The organism is Flavilitoribacter nigricans DSM 23189 = NBRC 102662 (assembly GCF_002646595.1).
Lineage (GTDB): Bacteria > Bacteroidota > Bacteroidia > Chitinophagales > Saprospiraceae > Flavilitoribacter > Flavilitoribacter nigricans.
Genome location: NZ_PDUD01000020.1, coordinates 118351 through 139812 on the forward strand (window position 1 = coordinate 118351; position 21462 = coordinate 139812).

A 21462-nucleotide genomic window follows, 5' to 3' on the forward strand; every position below is an offset into this window, starting at 1 on the left:
TAGCAGGAACTCTTTTGAAATCCATCGACTAGTTGATAGTTAATTACTCATAAATAATTGGAAAACTTAATAAATATCGGGGATTTATTTGAGAGTAAGAAAGATTAACGATAAAGGATGCCCGGTTTTTTAATGTTCAGAGGTTTCGGAGAAAGGGCAAACTCGGAACGTAGAAGTACGCTCCGCCACGTAAGTCAATAGCATCCCGCAGAGAGGCCGGATGGGCTTCTGCTGCGCTGGCATCATTCCCCCAGTCCCGATTCCACCTGGGAGGTATACCGGCATTGGGGTTTACGTTTTTCTGGTAGTTTACTATCAGGTCCGGTCCGGCAGGGATCTCCCGACCGTCATCCGTCCGTGTGGTGGTGTCATTACCGAGTTCGTGCAGATATTCGAATTGTCCGGCAATGCTTTTCTGGTAAGCAATAAAAAAAAGCCCCCGGCCTCCGAAGCGTTGCTGCCGGTCAAATGGACCGTGGTCATAGGCAATACTTCTTCGAATGATCCGACGTTTCAGTTGGTTAAATTCCCCGCTCCGGGGGTTCATTTTTCTGACATGTGCATGGAAAGGGCACTTGAGTCCCAATCGATCCAACTGATAGTCAAAATCAACATCCTTCCAATTGTGAGAGGCCGGAAGGGCTTTTTCCGATAGATTCAGGGGTGTTCCGTTCTTGAACCGTCCCATGATCTGCGCTTCAATAAACTCCCGTGGATAGGGCACACTGGGGTTTAGTTCCTCGACCAGCCGACTAACCAGCCGGTCGAATCTATCAAGGTGTTGCTGAAATTTTCTGAAAACCAGAAAACTTCCGTATTGTCCTTTGGTCGTTTCTTCGTGAAGGACGACTTCCCGGGCATTCTCGAGGGTGCTGACGTCCGGTTGACTCAGTCCGTCGGCAAAGCCGAAAACATCCGTCGGGATAGCCTGATCACTGCCCGGAAACTGCTTTTTCAAATGCGCGCCTTTTTCAACAAAGGGGCGGGCTGCCAGATACGGAGACCAGTCAGAGATCAGTTTGCCGGTTTCCCGCTCCAGGATATCCTGTGCATCATTAGCAACCATAATCAGGGCGCTGATCTCTCCGAAGAATCGCTCGGCCAGGGGGTATCCATCCCAGTACCGGTGATTGTCCTTCAAAATGGATTTTCGTCCCTTCATTCCCTGTCGGAAAGCTTCGTCTTTCGGCAATTGGCTGGTCAGTTCCAATTGCTCAAACCCGAGGGCGGTGAGCATAAAACTGACCGTGCTGTCCTGTCCGATCGACTTACTTTCCGTTTTGTCCAGGTTGACAGTGCGCGTTTTTTTGTACTGTGAGGCCCGGTCTTCCTGAATTTTGGAGGAAGTGATGCCGCTTTCGGCGAGATCACGGATCTTTTTCCGAATTTCCCGAACCGCTTTGTCTTTAAAACGGAGGAAGATGAAATTTGCAAAATTCCGACCGTGACCTTTTAGGATGTTCGCTTGAATAAAGGGCTTGATCCGTTCCAGCTTGGTCGGCATTGTTTCAGTGTTTGTACGAAAATGATACTAGCTGGGATTAAGCTTTTTTCCGAAAAGCCTACAACTGGGAAAAACAGGTTGAAGTAAGGGGGAGGGGTTAAGTAGTTTTAAGGGTTTATCTCTTTACCCGGGATTCTGCCGGGAGGGCAGCCCACCACGGCGAGGTCGTTAGGGGCGGTCAGCGGATTGTCGTCCGCATCCAGACCGATCAGGACCATAGCTTGCTGGGTACTTCCTTTTTCGGAATAAGAGGCGTTGCGCAGTTCAAAACTGTTTGTGGCCGCATTATTCGCTTTTACAATGTTAATGTCCTCTTCGTAAAATTTAACACCGGGTTCGAAAAAGACATCAGATGAGAATGTCAGGTTAGAAATTTTTGTGTAAGACATGCTAGTGCGTTTTGAGTGTAACGTTCAGTAGTGTTTATTGCGCTGTATCTTTCTGCTGTTTGCTGGTGACCGATTAAGTGCAGAACTGTCTTTTTAGTAAGATCCGGTATCGGGTCGGGTCAATTTTTTTGATTTTGTAATTGCACCGGTCCCGGTCCCGAAATTCTGTGACTGATCAGCTGACCGACCGGCCATTGTTTACGAGCCGTTTTGCAAGTGTCTGTCAATCAACTGGCTGCAAATTGAGAATTTACCCCAAATCTCTGTTTTGAAATCGTTCGAAAATTTTTCGAAATCGTTCCAAAAGAACTTTAGGCCCTAAAGAAGGCACTGGGAATGGTGAAACTTTAAATTTCAGGCAAACAATGGAGACCTGTAGTCCCTTGCTCAGCCATGCCCGGGCCGGCACTTGTAAGTCGGGCAGTAAAGTACGGATCGACCCGGGCGGGATCTTTTGATTTTGACGCTGTCATATTTTTTCGGAAGTTTACCTGCCTTAGAGACTGTTTGAAAACCTCTCACTGGGTTACAAAACGCGGCTTTTGCCGCCACTTTGCACCTATTTTTAACTCCGTAGCTGGGCTATGCAGTAAAAAATAGCTTTCAATTAACGGCAAAATCCGGGTTTTTCTCCGGCAGCAGAAGTTTTCAAACAGTCTCTGAGATAACAAAACAATATTTATGAAAACCAACTATTTAAAAAATCTGCTGGGTGCGGGTTTCCTGCTGTTGCTGGCCGCCTGCAATACCGGAGAAGATCAGGCGGGATCGGATACTGAAACCACGGACAACAGCGGTAAACCCAACATCATTTACATCCTGGCCGACGACCTCGGATACGGCGACCTCAGCTGTTACGGGCAGGACCTCTTTTCCACTCCCAATATCGACAAGCTGGCCGCAAGCGGTATGTTGTTCACCCAACATTATTCCGGCAATACGGTCTGTGCCCCTTCGCGTTCTGCCCTGATGACGGGGCAGCATACCGGGCATACTTTCGTCCGGGGCAACAAGGAGGTGCAGCCGGAAGGACAGTATCCCATACCGGACAATACCTTTACCTTGGCCGAAGCGATGAAGGATGCCGGCTATGTAACCGGAGCGTATGGAAAATGGGGGCTCGGATATCCGGGGTCTGAAGGTGATCCCGTCAACCAGGGTTTCGACACTTTTTTCGGTTACAACTGTCAGCGCATGGGGCACCATTATTATCCGCACCACCTGTGGTCCAACCGGGATTCGATCATTCTGGAGGAGAATGCCGGCAAACTCAAAGGAAACTACGCGCCGGATATGATCCACGAAAAAGTGCTGGAATTCATTACCACCAATCAGGATAAACCTTTTTTCCTGTACGTACCTTCCATCATACCGCACGCCGAATTGATCGCTCCCGACTCCATCATGGATAAATACCGGGGCAAATTCCTGCCGGAAAAAGTGTACGAAGGCTATGACGACGGACCGAAATACCGGCAGGGCCCTTACGAGTCGCAGGCCGAGTCGCACGCCGCCTTTGCCGCCATGATCGAGATCCTGGATAAACAGGTCGGGGAGATCGTCGCCAAAGTAGAAGAACTGGGGCTGACGGAGAAAACCATCATCATGTTCACCTCGGATAACGGACCCCACCAGGAGGGTGGAGCTGATCCCGAATTCTTCGACAGCAATGGCCCCCTGCGGGGCGTAAAGCGGGACCTGTACGAAGGCGGTATCCGGGTGCCGTTCATTGCCAGCTGGCCGGGTAAGATCCAGGCCGGTTCTCGTTCCGACCATATTTCCGCATTCTGGGACCTTTTCCCGACAATCGCGCAACTGAGCGGACTGGAGGAACCCGAAAACATCGACGGGGTCTCTTTCCTGCCTACGCTGTTGGGAGAACCCGGGCAGGAACAACACGAATACCTCTACTGGGAGTTTCACGAACGGGGCGGTCGCATCGCCGCGCGCAAGGGCAAATGGAAGGGCGTCAAATACAACGTTCTCAAGGAACCCGATGCGCCGATGGAACTCTACGATCTTTCCCAGGACATCGGAGAGGATAACAACATTGCGGCGGAGCACCCCGAAGTAGTGGCCGAAATGGAAGAAATCTTCCGCACCGCCCGCACGCCCTCCGAAGTGTTTACCTTCAATCAGGGAACCTATTTACAGAAAGACTAAAAGACTAAAAACGGGTGCAGCAGGGATCTCCGGCTGCCCCAAAGTCCTATTTATTGTCCTCACTCGGAATGGCCGGATAAATGACACCATGAACAATACTGATTTTTGAAGATTTGAATTTGGAAACGTCGGGGTCAGCGGCCATTCCTTTACCACATTCGCCTGATCCACTTTCCGGGATCAATAACCCCCCTGGGAATACCCGAATAGCTCTCCACCAGTTCCCGCCTGGTGATCTGCATCTGCCTTTTTAACTACCTCGTACCAGCTTCACTTTTTCTTTGATCATTTTCACCGGATGGTATGATAGAGATCACCGGGGGCTACGGTAAAAGCCGTTATCATTGTCATATTAGCGAACAATAAAAAATCACACCCAAATGAATGTTTTGATCCATGCACCCTGGCAAGTGAACGAATGGTTTGAAAACCTGGCCAAAGAAAGTATTGAAAAACTGGAGACCTATTACGACCGGATCGAACGTGCCGATATTTATCTGAAAAATGATGAAAGCGATCCCGAAAGGGGGAAAACCGTAGAGATCCGGTTGGCTATACCGCAGAATGATCTTTTTGCGGCAGCTCATTCCGATGAGATTGAAAAAGCATTGAATGAAGCTACCCATAAGATCAGAAGGCAACTGATAAAGCGCAAAGAACTACTCAACAAGCATTAGTATGCTGTCGTAGGATATCAGATCACGTAGAACTTTACCGTGGGATCTATGGTCCGGCAGTATAGCACTGGAACCGGTCCGCATCATCGGTGCTGACCGGCAGGCAAAGCGGGTAGTAGCAGGAGGCAGGAAACCAATTTAGCCTGTAGTAATGGTAGTATTCATTTGCATTAGATGCTTTCCATCGTTGCCTCACCACCGGCCTGTTTACCAATCCGGTGGGCTTCTACCTGTCTGGATCTCCTCCAAAATTATCCGATAGCCATGAAACAGGAAGTCGCATATTGGAGATCGACGCGAAACGTTTTCCGCGAGATCGGAGAAGTTTCCCTCTTTGCCGGACGGTTTTTCCGGGAAGTCTGGCGTCCGCCTTACGAATTCCGGGAGTTCGTCCGACAATCTTATCTGATCGGATACCAGTCTTTACCGCTGGTTGGAGTAACCGGTTTCATCATGGGACTGGTGCTGACCCTGCAAACGCGGCCGACGATGGTGAATTTCGGAGCGGAGGGGCTGATGCCGTCAATGGTTGGTATCGCCATTATCCGGGAGATCGGTCCGGTGATCACGGCCCTGATCTGTGCCGGTAAGATCGGCTCGGGTATGGGTGCCGAATTGGGATCCATGAAAGTCACCGAGCAGATCGCGGCCATGGAAGTGTCCGGCACCAATCCTTTCAAATACCTGGTGGTGACCCGCATCCTGGCCTCGGTGGTCATGCTGCCCTTACTGGTCATTATTGCCGATTCGATCGGTCTGGTCGGTTCCTCCCTGGTTGAATACGTGAAAGGAGATGTTTCCTTCCGCCTTTATTTCACCAAAGTGTTCGATTCCCTGCAGTTCGGCGATCTGTTGCCGGCCACCATAAAATCCTTCTTTTTTGGATTTGCGATCGGCCTGGTCGGTTGCTACAAAGGGTATCATTCGCGGAAAGGAACTGCCGGTGTGGGCCGGGCGGCGAATGCGGCCGTAGTGGTGACGTCGATGCTGCTGTTCATCATTGACTTTATTGCCGTCCTGGTTGCGGATATTTTTTACAAATTGTAAATGCAATGAATGCCCCGATGCAAACAGTTGAAGAACGCCGGAAACGCGGCCCCCAAACGCCGCTGATCCGTTTACGCGATATCCATAAGGCCTTCGGTGATCACCAGGTGATCCGGGGCTTTGATCTGGAATTGTACGAAGGGGAAAACGTGGTGATCATTGGGAAATCCGGTTCCGGAAAATCTGTTCTTTTGAAATGTATCGTCCGCTTATTGCAGGCCGATAAGGGACAGATAGAAGTGCTCGGACACAATCTGGAAGCCATTGATCAATATTCCCTGGACCAGTTGCGGGTGGATGTAGGCTTCCTCTTTCAGGGAAGCGCACTTTACGACTCCATGACGGTACGCGAAAATCTGGAATTCCCGTTGCGCCGTCACCCGGAAAGAATGGGGGAGGAGGCCGAAGAAAAACTGATCCGCGAAGCCCTGGACAGTGTCGGACTGGGATCGGCCATTGATCTGATGCCGGAAGAACTCTCCGGCGGGATGAAGCGGCGGATCGCCCTGGCCAGGACCCTGATCCTGAAACCCAAGGTGATCCTCTACGACGAACCGACCAGTGGCCTGGATCCGATCACGTCCAAAGAGATCATCCAGTTGATCATGGATATTCAGGAAAAATACAACACCGCTGCTCTGATCATCACCCACGATATGGACTGCGCCCGGGTAATTTCGAACCGGGTGGTTATTCTGGTAGAAGGCACCAATTACGCCGAGGGTACTTACGAAGAATTGTACCGGTCCGAAGATCCGAAAGTGCAGGCCTTTTTTAAATAGCCGGGTGATAAACGGAGCAGACAGCGTGCAAAGCATAATGCGGACAGCGCCTGAACATTAGCTTCCGGCCGTCGCATTTTTAGTTCAATAAAATGGAAGCCCCATGAGAAAGGAACATGTTAATACCTTCAAGCTGGGTCTGTTCGTCACTACGGCGGTAGTCCTTTTCGTGGTGGCGATCTACTTCATCGGTAATGACCAGAATCTCTTTCAGCCCACCTTTCAACTCCACGCGGTATTCAACAATGCAGAAGGACTGCGGCCGGGCAATAATGTCCGGTATGCAGGTATCGATGCCGGTACGGTCAAGAAGATCCTGATCACTTCGGATTCTACGGTGACCGTGGTAATGTCCCTCCACCGGGAAATGCAAAATTATATTAAAAAGGATGCCGTTGCCAGTATCGGAAGTGATGGCCTGGTGGGCAACCGTATTCTGAATATCAGCCCGAAAAGTGTTGGTAATGGTGCGGCAGATCTGGTGGAAGATCAGGATGTTATCCAATCGTACAGCCGGATCGCCACCGATGACATGCTGGAAGTGCTCGGCAAAACGAACGAGAACATCGCCTTGTTCTCGCTGCAACTGTTGAAGATCTCGGAAAAGATCAACAAGGGAAGCGGAACCATGAATATGCTGTTGCAGGATGAAAGCCTGGCGGCCGACCTGCGTCAGTCCGTGGCCAATCTCAAATACACCACCTGGTCCCTCCGGGAAATGGGGTCGGAGATGCACAATTTGGTGGCCGGTCTGGAAGACGGGGACGGTTTGCTCCATCGCCTGTTGTACGATACCACCATAATGGCCAATGTGGAAGGGGTTTCCCTGCGCATGGATAGCCTGTTGTCCCGCGACATCAGTCCGATCGTGGCTAATCTGGAAGATGCCTCCCGGAATATCGCCGGTTCGAGCCGTAGTGTCCAGTCCCTGCTGGAAAGTATCGAATCCGGAGAAGGGCCGATCGGTAGTCTCCTGCGCGATACCGTCATGGACGCAGATCTGAAGGTCACCCTGGCTAATATTCAGGAAAGTTCGGAGCGATTCAAAGAAAACATGGAAGCTATGCGGCACAATTTTTTATTCCGGGGGTATTTCCGGAAAATGGAAAAAATTGAAAAGAAGAGTTTGAAAGAATAAGAGTAGCAAGGAAGTATGAAAAGCGAAACTTTAACATGTTTCGGAAGAAAATATGTTGCGTTTGCCAACCGTTGGTATTAGAGAAAGGACTAATTTTATTCTAAACCCCACCACAGCAGGTATACAATTACAATCACCTTCAATAAAACCAAATTTTAGTCATGCCCTTATCAACCACCCAACCACACGCATCAGCTGGTCAGACTATTGTAAACTCCAAAAACGGATTTACCGACCAGACAAAACTTCCAAATCAACCTTTAAACAAGTTCCTGCACCTGGCACTACAGCACTGGAAAACCGACCTGAATGAGCGCAAGCTGGAAGGCGAATATTTCCTCGAATGGTTCTCCTGGCGTAAACCCACGCCTCCGGAATCCGAGATCGCCACGAGCTTTCAGCGCATGGTCGGCCCGGAACTGGCCTCTCTCAGCCGCCTCATCGATAATTTTTCCAAGGGAAACGGGGTTTCCGATATGGATCAACTGCTGGCCGCCCAAAATGCTTACCTGCAATTTTGCGGTCGTTTTGATCGCATGAAGCAACATATTCTGAGGAAAATCGACCTGAAGGGGAATATTCGGATTTATTAAAGCGGAACGGCTGCAACTTTAAAGAGCTGAGGAAGTCCTTTTGGAGTATACCCTGTACTCTATTGCCTGACTTAATCCTCTCTTTATGTTTCGAAATTACCTGAAAGTTGCACTCCGGAACAGCTGGAAAAACAAACTAACCACTTTTATCAATCTCTTTAGCCTGGCTTTCGGTATCGCCGCCTGCCTCGTAGTCTATTTGTTTATCAAGGACGAACGGAGCTTTGACGCCCTACACGCCCAAAAAGATCAGATCTACCGGCTCAATGAGATCCAGAGCTTTCCCGGTACCAATACCCAGCATGTGGCCTTGTCCATGCCGGGTATGGGGCCCAACCTGCACAAGGACTACCCGGAAGTAAAAGGCTATACGCGATTCTGGGGCCGGGGCCGCCGTTTGTTCGAACGCGGAGATCAGCGCTACCTCGTGGATAAAACCGTGATGGTAGACAGTACTTTTTTGCGTATGTTCGATTTTCCCCTGCTGTCGGGAGATCGGAAAACGGCTTTGAACGAACCCTACACCGTGCTCATTACGCAGGAAGTAGCCGACAAGTTCTTCGGCTCCGAAGATCCGGTAGGGGAGTCCCTGACCATGGGCGATAAGCCCTACCGGGTGACCGGGCTGCTGGAAAATGCCCCGGAGAATTCCCATCTGCAGTTTGACGTACTGATCTCCATGCCCACGGTGACCAGCGAGAACCCGGATTTCAACCAACAGTTCGGCTCCAATTTTATGAATACCTATCTTTTGATGGAAGCCGGTACGGATATGCGGGCGTTCGAAAGCAAGATGCCGGAATTTTTGCTGCGCTATATGCCGCCCGACGCGGAAAGCGCCCGGAATGTCAATGACTTTTATCAGGTCTATTACCAGGCGCTACCGGACGTTCACCTGGCCTCCATGAATGTGGAACATGATTATCAGAATTACCGCAAATTCAACGGTACCTACCTGAAGGTTTTCGCCCTGGTGGGCATCTTCATTCTATTGATCGCCGGTTTCAACTTTATGAATCTGATCATCGCCCGGGCTTCCCATCGCTGGAAGGAAGTGGGCGTACGCAAAGCGGTAGGGGCGCTGAAAAAGCAATTGTTCTCCCAGTTTCTCGTTGAATCCGTCCTTCTGGGCGTAGCCGCTTTTTTGCTGGCTCTGATCCTCAACCTGGGCTTCGTTCCGCTGCTTAATCTCCTGATCGACCGCGAGCTTTCGATGCTGTACTTCCTGGATCATCCGCTGTTGTTGATCCTGGCCTTTGCGCTTTCGCTGGCCCTCGGATTACTGGCGGGTATATACCCTGCCTTCTACCTGGCTTCCTACGACACGGTGCGGGTACTGAAAGGGGGTAACGTAAAAAGCCGGAATTCGATCTTTACCAGCGGTCTGGTGGTGCTGCAGTTCGGTCTGGCCATCGGCATGATCATCAGTACGCTGATCGTAGTTCAGCAATTGTGGTTCATGAAGAATAAGGATATCGGTTTTAACAAGGACCACATCATGCTGGTGGATATGAACGATGAAGCCAATAAAGTTTTCGAAACGCTTAAAGAGGAGTTGAAAAAAAGCAGCCACGTCCGCGGAGTGACGGCTGCCGGCCAGCGCATCGGTAACAATTTCCACCAGTGGGGATTTAAACTTAAAACCGATTCCATTTTCGGCCTTACGCCGAGCAACGTCAATGTGGATTACGACTATCTGGACGTATACGAGATCGAACTCAAAGAGGGGAGAGGATTCTCCCGCGATTACGCCTCCGATAAGGATTACGCTTTCGTGATCAACGAATCGTTTGCCGAGGAACTGAATGTCGGTAATCCGGTCGGCCTGGCTGCCGGGCATTCCTATTATCCCGACGACACGCTGGGCACCATTATCGGCGTGGTGAAGGACTTTAACTTCAATTCGCTGCACTACGATATCAATACCCTGGCTCTGGTGGTACATCCGGACTGGGGATACGAGGAACTCTCCGTAAAGATCAGCGGGGAAAATATACCGGCCGCCATACGGGATGTGGAGCGGACCTGGAACGAAATGGTGCCCAGCTGGCCCTTCAAATACACCTTCCTGGACGAACACTTCGAAGAACTGTACCGCTCGGATCAGCAAATGGAGTCGGTGGTGACCATCATGGCGCTGCTGGCTATTTTCATCGCCTGTATGGGGCTGTTCGGACTGGCGGCCATCACGACCGAGCGGAAGGTGAAGGAGATCGGGATCCGCAAGATCCTTGGGGCCTCACTGGGGCACATCATGGGCGGACTTTCCCGGAACTTTGCAGTCATGATCCTCATTGCCTTTATCGTTTTTTCGCCCATCACCTGGATCCTTATGCAACGGTGGCTGGAGAATTTTGCTTATCGCATCGATATTCAATGGTGGGTATTTATTTTGGGCGGTATAATGGCCCTGCTGATCGCTCTGCTGACCATCAGTTACCACATCATTCGTTCGGCGCGGGCCAATCCGGTCGAGTCGCTGCGGTACGAATAACTTCCGGACGGAATACCCAAAAAAAATAAGGCCGGTCCATTGCGGACCGGCCTTAAGTATTTTTCAGATAGCCGGTTATGAATTAATTCATAGCCGTATGCTGTTCAAAGCATTTCTATTAATTGTAGCCCGGATTCTGAGGATATCCACCCAGCGTACGGTCGATCTGATCCTGAGGGATCGGACGGACGGTATGGAAATCCTGAATGTTGGCAGCCGCTTCCGGGTTGTAGGCCCGTACTCTTTCCACCAGGGTCATCGTCCGGGTCAGGTCCATCCAGCGGTGACCTTCTCCGATCAATTCGCGGGCACGTTCCTCCAGAATGAAATCCAGGTCAATTTGGTCGGCAGTGATCTGCATTTCGGCGGTTTTGTCCTCCGTAGCGATCATATTCAACACACGGTCACCGGGGTTAACGGCGGCACGCGTACGCACCACGTTGATATCGTCGGCAGCACCTTGATTGTCGCCCTGCTTCCAGCGTGCTTCGGCTCTCAACAGGTAAGTTTCACCCAAACGCATGAGCATGTAGTCACGCTGTCCCTGCGTTTTCTGACGATCCGGACGAGTGGGGTCGATCCACTTGTTCATGGACGGGAATACGCGTTCGCGGGTGTTACAGTTCGGGCAGTAGTCGTTTGCGTAGGTATAAACGGTATAGCGGGTGCTGGCGATCTTACGGTCATCGTAAGCTTCTTCCAGTTGCGGCCCCGGAATGAACAGTGCCGTATCACCTACCGTAAACTTGGGCTGGCCAACCTGGCTGGCGTCAACATAACCGGCGGAAGCTTCCTCAGAAGTCCATACCGGAATAGTACTGCCATTGTTACTGATCCAGGCGTGCTTGAAGGATTCGTCGTAGCGTACATCCTTACTTCTGTCCCAAAGGGTCAGCGTGTAATCCGTCGGACGGAAACGCTTCCAGGGGCGACCGTTGGTAACATCACGGGTCATACCCGGGCGCACGTCGTACTCCATCAGGAAGTACAGGTGTCCGCGGTGTCCTTCCGGATCCAGGTCTTCGTCTACCTGAGACTTGCTGTTCTGAACGGTGAAGATCACTTCGGAGTGTTGCTCGTTGCCGATTTCCCACAGTGCGCCGAAATCATCCAGCAAAGCGAAATCGTAGTTCTCGATCACATTGGTGAACAATTGCTCAGCACGGGAAGCATCGTTACCCTGAGCGTCGGAACGATAGCTTCTTCTCAGCAGCACCTTACCAAGCAGGTTCTCGGAAGCCGGTTTGGTCGCTCTACCGAAATCATCCTGAACATCCGGAAGGTTAGCGATCGCAAATTCGAGATCGGGAATAATGGCCTGCTCGTAAATCTCCGCTACACTGGTGCGGTTGGCATCCACTTCAATACCTTCCGTTTCTTCCAGCGTCAGGTGAGCATCTCCGTAGTGAGAGGTGATCATATAGTAGTAAAGCGCTCTCAGGAACCGAACTTCCGCAATGCGAAGCGTCTTTTGTGCTTCGGGAATATCCAGTTCCGTAGAACGGTTGATAACGGCATTAGCCTGGTTGATACCCCGGTAGAAATCCCGCCAGGTATCCCGTACAAAACCCTGAGTAGGGTTCAGGGCTCCATCGTAGCGGTTGAGGGTCTTGTGACCACCATCCGCTCCGTTGGTATAAGTATCCGTTCCGAAAACGGACATGGTAAATCCTCTTTCCGGACCGAAGAACGGCTTCATCCACCAGTAGGTAGCCTTAACAGCGTCTTCAAAGCCCTGTGCAGTGGTGTAGTAAGAAGAAGCGGAAACATCCGAGATCAGCTCTTCCTCCAGGAATTTTTCACAAGACTGACTCATAAGGGCGAACAAAGTCAGACCAAGTATATATATCTTCTTTTTCATTATTTGTTGTTTTGAATGAATTTTTGTTGATAAACTGAATGTGATCAGTTTAGTACAAATTAGAACTGCGCTTTTACCCCAAACAGGAAGATCTTGGTACTTGGTGTCGTACCGGCTCCCAGTGAAGGCAGATCGCCAGTATCCGGATCATCCACTTCCGGATCAAAAGTATCGTATTTAGCAGCAAACCACAGGTTCTGGCCGGAAACGTAGAAACGCAGGCTGCTGATACCAACGTTTTCCAGTGCACTGGAAGGCAGGTTGTAGCCCAGAGTAACGTTACGCAGTTTCACGTAGCTGCCGTCGAAGTAACCCATGGTACTGTTATTCCGCGGTCTTTCCTGGTTTTGGTTCGGACGCGGGAAAGTTCCGCCGGGGTTATTGATGGACCAGTAGTCTACGTTCAGGTTGTTGTAACGCGCGAAGAGCGAGTTGTTACCTACGTGGAAGTTACTGAAGATCGTTTGTCCCTGGCGGTAGTACAGGAAGGCACTCAGATCAAAACCTTTGTATTCAAAACGGGTCGTCAGACCACCGAAGAAATCGGGTACATCCGTACCGATGATCTTACGGTCGTCGGCAGTGATGATACCGTCGCCATTTACGTCTTCCAGTTTGATCTCACCCGGTACTTTCGCTTCCGCAGTTGCGGCCAGATCGGCTTCATCTACCTGGTAGATACCAATGTTGTTGTAGTCGTACCATACGCGAATAGGCTGACCGATGAACCAGCCGTTACCGATATCATCCGTAGGATTGCCATCTGCGTCTTTCAGTGCCAGTTCGGTGATCTGTTCTTTGTAGCTGGAGATGTTCCAGTCCAGAGACCAGCGGAAACCGCCCGGGTTGTCAATGATGTTAGCCGTCAGACCGAATTCAATACCGGAAGTCTGGGTAGAACCTACGTTCTGCAGGATACTGGTATAACCGGAAGTCGGTGGCAACTGACGCGCCAGCAGGATATCGGAAGTATTCGTGCGGTAGAAATCCAGGGTACCGGAGAAGCGACCGTTCAGCACGTCGAAATCCATACCTACGTCAACCGTACTGGAAACCTCCCAGGTCAGGTCCGGGTTGGGGATCTCGTTCAGACCGAAACCGAAGGCGTTGGCTTCACCGAAGGAATATACGCGACGGGTCAGACGACCGGCCGTTTGGTACGGATTCACGGAAGTGTTACCTACCTCACCGTAAGAAGCTCTCAGTTTCAGGTTGTTCAGCCAGTTAGCCGTAGCGAACATCGGCTCGTCACTCAGACGCCATCCCACGGATAATCCGGGGAAGTAATTCCATTTGTTACCTTCGGAAAGACGGGAAGAACCGTCCGCACGCAGAGTCGCCTGGATGATGTATTTTCCGGCGATGCTGTAGTTCACACGGCCCATGAAAGAGGCCAGTTTCCATTCGGTCAGACGGGAAGCAACATTACCCTTCACCGAAGCGGTACCGATATTGTAGAACAACTGCGATTCGTAGGGCAGGTTAGCAACGGCCGTATAGTGGTTGGTATTCTGGAAACTCTGGATAGACTGCAGGAAGGTAACCCCCAGATTACTATTGCCGATATCTTTGGTAAAGTTCAACAGGTTTTCCAGGGTATAACCAACATCGGTTGCGTTCTGGATCTCAGCGTCACCGGGGCCGCCACGGTTGTCGTTGGTCAGACTGGCCCGGAATTCACCCCGCTCGTAGAAGCGGATATCCGGTCCGAAAGTAGACGTGAACGTCAGTCCGTCGGTAATTTTTGCCTGTAGATACAATGGCGAGAAGATCCGGGTTACCTTTCTTTCATCGACAAATGCTCCCGGAAGGATCTCGTTCAGTGGGTTGGTCCGGATACCGTCGTTCGTCGGCAGGAAACGAGGCGTCACACCATCATCCTGGTAGGCAAAACCAACGGGAACGTTACCGAGGGATTCACCCATGGTGGCACTGGAACCCCAGTTTTGGGTACTGCTGGACAGGGTGAAAGAAACACCTGCTTTGAAAATATCGTTCAGCGTGTGGTCCAGGTTCAAACGACCGGACAGACGGCTGTAGTCCATGTTATCGATGATACCGTCTTCGTCAAAGTAACCGAGAGAAATGTTGAACTGGGTTTTTTCCGATCCACCTCTCAGACCCAGTTGGTGGTTGGTCTGGAATCCGTCTTTCAGTACGAGATCCAGCCAGTCTACATCGTTACCAGCGGCGATACCGGCCAGGTGATCATCCTGGAATACCTCTTCGTCAGAAGGAATGCTGCCGTCGTATCCATTCCGGAATGCTTCGCGGCGCATGTTCATCCACTGCTCGGTATTCATCATGTCCACATTGGTAATGGCGCTGGTCAGGCCGTAGTAACCGTCATAAGACACCACCGTTTTACCGGATTTACCCCGTTTGGTGGTAATGATGATTACCCCGTTTGCACCTCTGGATCCGTAGATGGCCGTTGCTGCGGCATCTTTCAGGATCTCCATGGAAGCGATGTCCTGTGGGTTAATATCCGTGATGGCGCTGGTACCACTGGTTTGCGGGATACCGTCAATCACAAAAAGCGGGTCATTAGATGCGGAGATAGAACGACGACCACGGATCTTGATGGTCGGTGCCTGGCCCGGACGGCCACCTGCACTCTGAATGTCCACCCCGGCTACCTGACCCTGCATGGCCTGTACCCCGGAAGCTACGGGTAAGGATCCGATCTTTTCTTCGCCGAGGGTAGAAATAGAACCCGTTACGTCCCGTTTTTTCTGGGTACCGTAACCAACTACTACTACTTCCTCCAGTGCGGCAAAGTCCGGATCCAGACTCAGTGTCAGTACCGACTGGCTGCCAACTGCAATTTCCATCGGCTTGTAACCGGTATAGGAAATATCCAGAACGGTGCTGCCGTCATCCGGAATATTCAGCTCAAAGCTACCGTCAAAATCGGTAACGGTACCAGATGAACTTCCTCTTACCAGGATGTTAGCTCCAATGAGAGGCTCGCCGGTAGAACCGTCGGTGATCGTACCGGAGATCTGCCTTTGGGCCATTAATTGAAAAGACATTAAAGTGAGGCTCCAAAAAAATAAGCTAAGGAACAATTTTCGCTTGTTCCATAACAACAAGTAACTTTTGGTTTCCATAAAACTAGTTTTATTAATCAATGTCAATGAATTGAAAGGTGTAAATCGCCAGACTTTGTTTCGCAAATTGGTAGAGATCGATCGCGTTTGCACCTATAGAGTCAAATCAACTCTATGTCAGATGAATACTAGTCAATCGATTGTTTTGATTGGCTACTCATCACCAGATGAGCATTAATTAGTTGGTTATGGCTCCCGTTTTTGAATAAATACGGGATAAAAGAGTGTTGTTGTATTGGAAATCGGGTAATAGCTTGACGGCACTTATTTGTCCAACCCTTACAATTAGAAAATTTTCAGGGTGTTCGTATTGCCGTAACTAAATTTGGTTATTATCACGACGGCGCAAGATAATTTTATTTTCATAAAAGTTAAGGCTGGCTAAAGGAAAAATTTAAAGATTTTCCCAGGTATTGTGAAGTAGTCGATTCTTCCCTTTTGCTTCTACCGAAGGAAAAAAGCTTCCGGAACCAAACCTGCCGGGAACCAAACGGGCGGATGACTCCGGAATCCATTGCATAGTGTTGGGCCGGTCCCGATACCCGGGCGGGGCAATGATATGTTTTACACTCCCAGGATCTGCTGTGCGGCCGGCGAAAGGCGGTTGCGGGTGTCGGCCTGAATATATCTTTTCTGATCCACCTGCTGGGGCTGGTCGGCCCGGCAAAAATAGCTGTGAACGGCCCTCCGCGGACGATCGGTACTGTTATTGGTACCGCCGTGCCAGGTATGGGAGTTGAAAATGAAGACGGAACCGGCGGGGGCTTCGATCACCACTTCATCGGGATGAGGGTCCCAGGGATCATCGAGGACATCCTGGGGGAGGTCACCCTGGAGCTGGGTACCCGGTACAATGCGGGTTGCTCCGTTGGCCCGGGAAAAATCATCGAGCAGCCAGATGGAATTACAGACCTTATATTCTCCGCTCGACACCGCTTCGTGCCAGTCGGCGTGCAGCTTTTGCAAACCTTTGCCCGGTTTGGCCGCCCGGTAGTTCAAAGAAGATAATTTGAATTGCGGCCCCAGAATGTGAGCCATGGCCGCCAGTACTTTGGGATGGGTATAAAAGATATCGAAAACGGAACCTTTATTGACGAGGTCCGCCAGGCGGTCGGCCCCTTCTTCTTTCGGGTGACGGATATAGGGAGAATCCATAAGTTCGGAACCGGCATGTTCTCCTTCTGCCTGTAACAGGGACTGGAGATGCCGGTTGATGCTGTCCAGCGCATCGTCGTCCAGAAGGCGACCCAGGTTTAAATATCCGTTCTGATCCAGAAATGCTTTTTCTTCTTTACTGAGGGTGTCCTGCTGCACGCCCATTTGTTCCAATAAGCTTTCCATAATTTCGATTTTTAGTTTTGTACTTGTTGGAAAGACGGCAGTTGAGTGGAACAATACTTACTGCGGAAGCCGGAAATAAGATCAATTGTCCAACACTTTTTTCAGGTAACGAACGGCGCCTTCCAGCACTTCATCCTCCGGTGTTTCCGGCCGATCCTCTATTATAAGGTCTGGTTCTACGCCCCGGCCTTCCAGTATCTCCCCGTCGACACGAGCCATATTTACGGCCAGGTACAGGAGATTTTGATCGGGCAGTATAAATACCCGCCCGCCGGTAACCGCTCCCGCCGTGGTAGTGCCGATCACTGCCCCGAGTTGGTACTTTCGAAAACCGAAAGCCAGGATCTCCTTTCCGCTGCGTACGCTTTCGTCCACCAGCAGCACCACCGGTTTTCGCCACTGGGAATCATAGGTGAACGCCTGCCCGTCCCGCCCCCGGAAAGCCATCACGGGCACCTGCTGGTTGAAGAGGTTGAGGTATTCGGGATTGGCGCCGCCCCAGCCGCCCCGGAGGTCGAGGATCAGAGCGTCGGCGTCTTTGAGCGTTCCGAAGAGTACCTGCTCTTTCAATAGTTCATAGTAGCGTTCTCCGGCAAAAGACCAGAGCCGGATGTAGGCCAATTGGTGGGCTTCCTGCGGGATCAGACGGGCGCTCTGGCGGGAGGCCTCTTCCAGTTCGGCCTGCGGATTGATCAGTTGGGGCGTCACCTGTAATTGCAGCCTTTGTCCGTCCCGGGCAATGGTGAATTGATGCTCACCAACTTCCAATTCCTGCAGTTGCGAAAAGCTATACGGTTGGCCGTTTAGCTGGAGCAAAAGGTCGCCTTCGCGAAAGCCCGCTGTTTCCGCCGGGCTGCCGCTTAGTACACTGCTTACCCGGTAGCCGGATCGGTCGCGCTGGGTGAGCAGTCCGATACTTTTGTAACGGATCTCTTCGTCTCCGAATAGGTGCTTGACGGCGGGTAAAAAATAGAAGATGGAAGCCAGGTGGTAATAGGCGTCATCGTCATGTGTGTAGAAGGCGGTGTGCGAGGTCTCAAATTCCTGCAGCATGGTATTCACCAGATCGGGGAGATCCTCTGGCACCGGCTGATCCAGCACCATCGCCCGGTACCGTTGGCGGATCCCGGGAAAGCGGTCGACGATAAAATTCTCATCGTAGAAATAACGGGCTACCGTATCACAGATAAGGTCCAGTTGCTGCACGGAAGGCACGGTGTCGGTAGGGACATTGCGGAAATTACCGGCTTGTAGGCCAGTATAAAAAGAGAGTAGCAGTAAAGCTGAGGTAAGAAGTCGGGTCGGGATCATCACTTTTTAGTCTAAAATTAATCCCTTGCGGGAAATATGCGGGATTAGGGTATAAAAAAGGATGCGGCGTCTATATTCCGTAAGGGAAGATCGCAGCTGTTTGCTGACCGAAACGATTTGGGAATTCGGACGGTCACAAGCACATCAGGTCAGGAACAAACCACTGTGCGTCGGATACCGGTTATTTTCCCTCTTTCCGGACTATTCGTATATTAAGGTGTGAACCTGGTGATTTGGTTGCGGAAGTTTCGGCTAAGGCCGCAAAAGCAACGGAATCCCCCAACCATAATCATTTTAAAAAGACGGCGTTTCGATCGTCCGACTTACAGTGGCATATTTCTAAAAGGCAAGACAAAATCAACTTATGCAAAAAAAAATAGGGATAGGGATCATTGGGACCGGATCGATCGCCGGTGTGCACGTCCAGAGTGTAAAGGAACTCGAAAATTGCCAGTTACTGGGACTCGCGAGTTCTTCGCGGGAACGGGCGAAAGCCGCTGCAGAGAAGTACGGGGTGCGCGTTTACGAAGATTACCGGAACCTGTTGAAGAACAACGATATCCAGGCCGTGATCATCTGTACCCACAGCGGTAATCACCTGGAACCAACCCTGGCCGCGGCCGAGGCCGGCAAACATGTATTGGTGGAAAAACCCCTGGAAGTAAGCCTGAAAAGAGCCGATCAGATGATCGATGCCTGTCGGGAGGCCGGCGTCAAACTGGGCTGTATTTTTCAGAACCGTTTCAGCCCCGATTACCAGCGGCTGAAAGAGGCCGTGACTTCCGGCGCACTGGGGAAGTTAAACCTGGGCAATGCCTATATTAAATGGTACCGCGCTCCGGAATATTACCGGACCAGTGACTGGAAGGGGACGATCAAGGGCGATGGCGGTGCGGCCCTGATCAATCAGGGTATTCATACCATCGACCTTTTACTGGACATCATGGGCGATGCGGCCAGCGTATTTGGAAAGGTCCGAACGGTAAAGCACGATATAGAAGGCGAAGACCTGGGCGTAGGGCTGGTTACTTTTCAATCCGGAGCCCTGGGTACCATTGAGGGGAGTACGGCCATTACTCCGGGTTATCCCGAAAGGCTGGAAGTCTTCGGAGAAAAAGGGAGTGTGATCCTGGAAGCGGGAAAGATCATATCCTGGCAGCTCGGCGACGACGAACCGCAGGACGAACCGCAGACCGCCGGGAACGGTTCGGGTGCCTCGGATCCCACGGCCATTGGCCACGCCCTGCACAAAGCTCAGATCAATGATTTTGTGGAGGCGATCCGGGAAAATCGCGAACCGGCCATTACCGGCCTCTCCGGCCGCAAATCCCTGGAGTTGATCCTGAAGATCTACGAATCCTCCAAAAGAGGAAAAGAGATCAAACTGTAAACACGCGCCTAATTTTCCGGAGGATGCCGGTGCCGGGTGCCCTGCTCGTAGGCATACGTCAATCCGACGAGCGTCGGCTCCGCGAACATCCGGCCCAGGAACTGCAGACCGGCCGGCAATCCCGCTGCGGTGAATCCCATTGGTACCGTAAACGCCGGTTGCCCGGTATGGGGAGCAATGATCTGGCTGTTATCACCCCGGTATTCCTCGTTGAAAGCATCGATACGGGCCGGGGGATGATTCCAGGAAGGATAGACGATCGCGTCCAGTTGGAGCGAATCCATCTCCCGCTCGATGGCTTCGCGAAAGGCGATCCGCCGGCTGTCCGTAAAGGGATCCAGGCAGGGGATCTCGGGATCCTGGGAACGGCCCGCCGCATCCACAAAACGGGCCAGTCCGTTGCGGGCGTATTCCGATCTGGTCCCGATCCGAATGATATCTTCCAGCGTTTTTAGGGTATCACGCTGCACGTAAGTCGCCAGAAAATCCTCAATATCGCCTCTGAATTCAGCGCACCACTGATTCTGCCTCAATGCAGAAAAGTCCGGTACTTCCACCGGATCCACCACGGTGGCTCCCAGCTTTTGCAGATCGGTCAGTGCAGCCTCAAAAAGACTTGCGATCTCCGGATTGGGATCGTCATCGCTCAAAATGCGCAGTACGCCGATACGTGCTCCCTGCAGAGCATCCTGTTGTAAAAACCGGGTATAATCTTCCGGTATCTGGTCGGCACCATACTGGGTTAGGGGATCAGCGGGATCCGGCCCGGCCATCACTTCCATTACCCGGGTGGCGTCGGCTACCGTCCGACACATCGGCCCAACAACATCATTACGCAGATAAAGCGGTACAATGGCCGACCGGCTGATGAGGCCAAGGGTAGTTCGGAAACCGACCAGCGCACAGTGGGAAGAGGGACCCCGGATCGAATTTCCGGTATCCGTGCCGAGTCCGATCGCCCCCATATTGGCCGCTACGGCCGCCGCAGTACCTCCACTGGACCCCGCGGGTACCCGACCGGTATCGTAGGGGTTATGCGTAGTGCCGGCGGTGGAACTTTCGGTGTGTTTCGGACTAAATGCCCACTCGGCCATATTGGATTTGGCCAGGATGATCGCTCCGGCTTCAACCAGTTTACGGATGATAAAGGCATCTTCTTCCGGGATGTAATTTTGCAGGGCCAGCGCACCGGCCGTTGTCGGCATGCCCCGGGTATTGATATTGTCCTTCACGATCAGCGGAATGCCGTGTAGAGGCCGTAACTGGCCGCTGGCCGCAAATTCTGCGTCCAGGTTTTTAGCGGCTTCCAGGGCATCCGGGTTAATGTAAGTCAGTGCATTCAGCTCACCATTCAGACTATCGATCCGGCTGAGATAAGCCCGGACGAGGTCTTCACTGGTATAGGTGCCGTTGCGGTAAGCTGCGTGGATCTCCTCCACGGTAAGCTCCCGAAGGTCGACGGGAACCTCGGATGCGGATTTACAGCCCATGCCGGCGAAGATTAAAAAAATACAGATTGGAATAAAAATGCGGTGGCTCATAGTAATAGTGGTGTGCAGAATACATTAAAAGGTGGAAGATAAACAATCCGGCTAATTTTCCGGAATAGGAAATTTCATTTTGACGAACAAAGTCCGGAAGATCCAAGTTTCAGGTTTA

General features: G+C 51.4%; 15 protein-coding genes. 8 read left to right on the forward strand and 7 right to left on the reverse strand.

Going from position 1 to position 21462, the window contains the following annotated elements:
* Positions 1–136: 136 nt before the first annotated feature.
* Positions 137–1504, reverse strand: coding sequence for a Dyp-type peroxidase (locus tag CRP01_RS14560; RefSeq protein WP_099150792.1), 1368 nt, complete (start codon positions 1502–1504; stop codon positions 137–139).
* 107 nt (positions 1505–1611) lie between these two features.
* A complete protein-coding gene (locus CRP01_RS14565; protein ID WP_099150793.1) occupies positions 1612–1893 on the reverse strand; it encodes a hypothetical protein in 282 nt (93 codons plus the stop codon).
* A 681-nt stretch (positions 1894–2574) separates the two neighbouring features.
* On the opposite strand from CRP01_RS14565, the gene CRP01_RS14570 reads away from it, so the two are divergent.
* From CRP01_RS14570 to CRP01_RS14600, 7 genes are all read left to right on the forward strand, one after another.
* On the forward strand, positions 2575–4056 hold the full coding sequence (locus CRP01_RS14570) for an arylsulfatase (protein ID WP_099150794.1): 1482 nt from the start codon (positions 2575–2577) through the stop codon (positions 4054–4056).
* Positions 4057–4436: 380 nt separating this feature from the next.
* Positions 4437–4733, forward strand: a complete 297-nt coding sequence (gene hpf / locus CRP01_RS14575) for a ribosome hibernation-promoting factor, HPF/YfiA family (RefSeq protein WP_099150795.1) — start codon at positions 4437–4439, stop codon at positions 4731–4733.
* A gap of 264 nt (positions 4734–4997) precedes the next feature.
* Positions 4998–5780 (forward strand): MlaE family ABC transporter permease, encoded by a 783-nt coding sequence (locus CRP01_RS14580; RefSeq protein WP_099150796.1) that lies wholly within the window; start codon positions 4998–5000, stop codon positions 5778–5780.
* 5 nt (positions 5781–5785) lie between these two features.
* A complete protein-coding gene (locus CRP01_RS14585; protein ID WP_233752684.1) occupies positions 5786–6562 on the forward strand; it encodes an ABC transporter ATP-binding protein in 777 nt (258 codons plus the stop codon).
* 103 nt (positions 6563–6665) lie between these two features.
* Positions 6666–7700 (forward strand): MlaD family protein, encoded by a 1035-nt coding sequence (locus CRP01_RS14590; RefSeq protein WP_099150797.1) that lies wholly within the window; start codon positions 6666–6668, stop codon positions 7698–7700.
* Between the two features lie 161 nt (positions 7701–7861).
* A complete protein-coding gene (locus CRP01_RS14595) occupies positions 7862–8293 on the forward strand; it encodes a hypothetical protein (RefSeq protein ID WP_099150798.1) in 432 nt (143 codons plus the stop codon).
* A gap of 85 nt (positions 8294–8378) precedes the next feature.
* Positions 8379–10787 carry an ABC transporter permease gene (locus CRP01_RS14600; protein ID WP_099150799.1) on the forward strand — a complete coding sequence of 803 codons (2409 nt, stop codon included), beginning with the start codon at positions 8379–8381 and terminating at the stop codon, positions 10785–10787.
* Between the two features lie 118 nt (positions 10788–10905).
* On the opposite strand, the gene CRP01_RS14605 is transcribed toward CRP01_RS14600, so the two are convergent.
* The 4 genes from CRP01_RS14605 to CRP01_RS14620 all read right to left on the reverse strand — a co-directional run bounded on the left by CRP01_RS14605 (position 10906) and on the right by CRP01_RS14620 (position 18413).
* Positions 10906–12648 (reverse strand): RagB/SusD family nutrient uptake outer membrane protein, encoded by a 1743-nt coding sequence (locus CRP01_RS14605; protein WP_099150800.1) that lies wholly within the window; start codon positions 12646–12648, stop codon positions 10906–10908.
* Between the two features lie 59 nt (positions 12649–12707).
* Entirely contained in the window at positions 12708–15761 is a 3054-nt protein-coding gene (locus CRP01_RS14610; protein WP_099150801.1) for a SusC/RagA family TonB-linked outer membrane protein, read from the reverse strand.
* Positions 15762–16325: 564 nt separating this feature from the next.
* Positions 16326–17102, reverse strand: a complete 777-nt coding sequence (locus tag CRP01_RS14615) for a phytanoyl-CoA dioxygenase family protein (RefSeq protein WP_099150802.1) — start codon at positions 17100–17102, stop codon at positions 16326–16328.
* Positions 17103–17183: 81 nt separating this feature from the next.
* A complete protein-coding gene (locus CRP01_RS14620; RefSeq protein WP_099150803.1) occupies positions 17184–18413 on the reverse strand; it encodes a S41 family peptidase in 1230 nt (409 codons plus the stop codon).
* Positions 18414–18777: 364 nt separating this feature from the next.
* Here CRP01_RS14620 and CRP01_RS14625 point away from each other — a divergent pair, with 364 nt between their 5' ends.
* Complete coding sequence (locus CRP01_RS14625; RefSeq protein WP_099150804.1) at positions 18778–19803, forward strand: Gfo/Idh/MocA family protein; 1026 nt, start codon at positions 18778–18780, stop codon at positions 19801–19803.
* An 8-nt stretch (positions 19804–19811) separates the two neighbouring features.
* Here CRP01_RS14625 and CRP01_RS14630 read toward each other — a convergent pair whose 3' ends face one another.
* Positions 19812–21293, reverse strand: coding sequence for an amidase (locus CRP01_RS14630; RefSeq protein WP_233752685.1), 1482 nt, complete (start codon positions 21291–21293; stop codon positions 19812–19814).
* Positions 21294–21462: the final 169 nt, after the last annotated feature.

Excerpts from the sequence above, each read along its gene's own strand:
- CRP01_RS14560 (WP_099150792.1), bottom strand. The coding sequence starts at position 1,504 with ATGCCGACCAAGCTGGAACGGATCAAGCCCTTTATTCAAGCGAACATC.
- CRP01_RS14565 (WP_099150793.1), bottom strand. The coding sequence starts at position 1,893 with ATGTCTTACACAAAAATTTCTAACCTGACATTCTCATCTGATGTCTTT.
- CRP01_RS14570 (WP_099150794.1), top strand. The coding sequence starts at position 2,575 with ATGAAAACCAACTATTTAAAAAATCTGCTGGGTGCGGGTTTCCTGCTG.
- hpf (WP_099150795.1), top strand. The coding sequence starts at position 4,437 with ATGAATGTTTTGATCCATGCACCCTGGCAAGTGAACGAATGGTTTGAA.
- CRP01_RS14580 (WP_099150796.1), top strand. The coding sequence starts at position 4,998 with ATGAAACAGGAAGTCGCATATTGGAGATCGACGCGAAACGTTTTCCGC.
- CRP01_RS14585 (WP_233752684.1), top strand. The coding sequence starts at position 5,786 with ATGAATGCCCCGATGCAAACAGTTGAAGAACGCCGGAAACGCGGCCCC.
- CRP01_RS14590 (WP_099150797.1), top strand. The coding sequence starts at position 6,666 with ATGAGAAAGGAACATGTTAATACCTTCAAGCTGGGTCTGTTCGTCACT.
- CRP01_RS14595 (WP_099150798.1), top strand. The coding sequence starts at position 7,862 with ATGCCCTTATCAACCACCCAACCACACGCATCAGCTGGTCAGACTATT.
- CRP01_RS14600 (WP_099150799.1), top strand. The coding sequence starts at position 8,379 with ATGTTTCGAAATTACCTGAAAGTTGCACTCCGGAACAGCTGGAAAAAC.
- CRP01_RS14605 (WP_099150800.1), bottom strand. The coding sequence starts at position 12,648 with ATGAAAAAGAAGATATATATACTTGGTCTGACTTTGTTCGCCCTTATG.
- CRP01_RS14610 (WP_099150801.1), bottom strand. The coding sequence starts at position 15,761 with ATGGAAACCAAAAGTTACTTGTTGTTATGGAACAAGCGAAAATTGTTC.
- CRP01_RS14615 (WP_099150802.1), bottom strand. The coding sequence starts at position 17,102 with ATGGAAAGCTTATTGGAACAAATGGGCGTGCAGCAGGACACCCTCAGT.
- CRP01_RS14620 (WP_099150803.1), bottom strand. The coding sequence starts at position 18,413 with ATGATCCCGACCCGACTTCTTACCTCAGCTTTACTGCTACTCTCTTTT.
- CRP01_RS14625 (WP_099150804.1), top strand. The coding sequence starts at position 18,778 with ATGCAAAAAAAAATAGGGATAGGGATCATTGGGACCGGATCGATCGCC.
- CRP01_RS14630 (WP_233752685.1), bottom strand. The coding sequence starts at position 21,293 with ATGGGCTGTAAATCCGCATCCGAGGTTCCCGTCGACCTTCGGGAGCTT.